Below are 1,632 nucleotides of genomic sequence, written 5' to 3' on the forward strand. Positions count from 1 at the left end.
CCAAGCCTTGAGATTTCATCTTTGTTTGTATGTGCCCTTAGTGTTTCTGCTAGAGTGCAATCAATGGTAATTTGTGGATAATCATTAATTCTTATAAGATAAGAGGCGTTATAATTTGGTATTTCTTTGTAAGCAAAGACTAATAATGCTTTTTGTTCTTGTGTATCTTTAAGGTTTGGTAGTTGCAAACTAAGATGTTTTCCACAATAAGCTTTGTTGTTTTTTGATTGTCTATAAATGATAGAGGAAGATAATAGGGCTTTATTTTGCATAGTTTAAATCTTTATTTTAACACTATATGCGTTATTCCTTGTGCTGTTTGAAATGCAGGTGCGTTAAAATAGGCAAATAAAATTAATTGATATTTTTCATTTGCAAGATTAAGCTTTTCTCTATCACTTGCTAAAAGCATAGAGGTATTAAAGGCTATATCATTTCCTTGAAGATTTTCTAAAATATTAATTGTAGGTTGATTGTCTTCTAAATCCCCTTCTTTTTTTATACAATATGCCCATTTAATTGTCTCATCAAAGAAAAATTTTTCCTCATTATTTAAGTAGGCTCTAATAAAAATAGTTTCATTATAAGGGATTTTATCAGTGGTATTTTGCTGTTCTTTTTCTTTATAAGCTTGCAAATTTGTGATATATAAATCCTTTTTTGAATTTTTGATTTGTTTTTCATACCCATTTGCCTCGGCATCTAAATAAAGATATTCTCCAAAATCTTGCATACTTACTTTATTTGTAAAAGTATAATAACCTCCTTGCTTATCTGCAGAGCTTAAAGAGACTATTGCTACATTTCCAATTTGGTGCATTTGACTTGTGCTAAAGCCTTCTAAGGTTTTTGTAGCTATAATACATTTTGTAGCCCTTTTAAAAAAAGAAGAGTTTTTATCTAAAATTAAATCAATCTTAAAACTACTCTTATAAATACCTTCTTGATGTTCTAGATTTAAACTTTCATAAATCCTTCTGTTCTCACAATTATGAAGAAATACTTTAGTGATGGTTTCATAATTGTTTCCATTTTCATCTAAAATCTTAAGATTATTCAGTGTTAATTCAAAATTCCCTCCTCTATAAGATAAAATTTCCTCACTATATCCTTCTAGTTTTAAATAGATTTTTAGCATCTTTGAGGCTTTATCTTGTAAAATTTTAAATTGATTTTCTTTAGCAAAACTATACAATTCTATAGCATTTTCTTCATTACCAGTAAGAGCAACTTTTAAAATCCCATCATTTTTATTAATAAAATATGATATATTGTTTTTTACTGCTTTAAAGTATATTTCATCTTCTTTTTTTAAAGTAAGTTCTTCTTGAGTGCCACAAGAAAAAGCTTGTGGATTGCTTGTTTGTTGCTCTTCTTGCGTTGAATCATATTTTAAATACATAAGTTCACATTGATCTTCTATTAATTTAGTGCAATCTATTTTCGCTTTTGCTCCTATAAGTAAAGTAATAAAAGTATTTTTAGGTTGTTTTATTTGTATAATAGATGGAGTAGGATTTGGATAGAAGATAAGAATATTATGGAGTGTATTTGCCTCTAATGTTTCAAATTTTTTACTTAAAGTTTTATTAAGCAAGGCAACATTATCCAATTTATTAGCACCTAAATTCT

Annotated in this window: 2 pseudogenes; both read right to left on the bottom strand. The window is 27.5% G+C overall.

The window, feature by feature from the left end:
- Positions 1–272: pseudogene (locus B6S12_RS10570) on the bottom strand (DUF6402 family protein); the annotation flags it as partial.
- An 11-nt stretch (positions 273–283) separates the two neighbouring features.
- Positions 284–1,632, bottom strand: a pseudogene (locus tag B6S12_RS11360) (hypothetical protein); the annotation flags it as partial.

Origin of the sequence: Helicobacter valdiviensis (assembly GCF_003245365.1) — a bacterium.
Classification (GTDB): Bacteria; Campylobacterota; Campylobacteria; order Campylobacterales; family Helicobacteraceae; genus Helicobacter_D; species Helicobacter_D valdiviensis.